Genomic DNA, 284 nt, shown 5'->3' on the forward strand with positions numbered 1-284 from the left:
GACTAAGCCATCCTTGGTTTCAACAGAACTGGGCTCGGACATCTCGCGCAATCCATGGGATTGTGCAAAACACCTGGAAGCCTCCAGATCAATCTTCTCTTCACGATATATGCAGAACAGGCATCCGGCCGAAGCCGATGCAAACTTTGTTTTTCTCCAGAAGGATATCCCGGCTCGACACCAAAGCGATTTGGTGGAGCTGAGCGGGATCGAACCGCTGACCCCCTGCTTGCAAAGCAGGTGCTCTCCCAGCTGAGCTACAGCCCCAACCATCGCAACACCTG

General features: G+C 53.9%; 1 tRNA gene. It reads right to left on the reverse strand.

Features of this window, described 5'->3' with window-relative positions:
* Positions 1–191: 191 nt before the first annotated feature.
* Positions 192–267 (reverse strand) — tRNA-Ala (locus IB248_RS31185).
* Between the last annotated feature and the right edge of the window lie 17 nt (positions 268–284).

It is taken from the genome of Rhizobium sp. RHZ01 (assembly GCF_014851595.1).
Classification (GTDB): Bacteria; Pseudomonadota; Alphaproteobacteria; order Rhizobiales; family Rhizobiaceae; genus Rhizobium; species Rhizobium altiplani.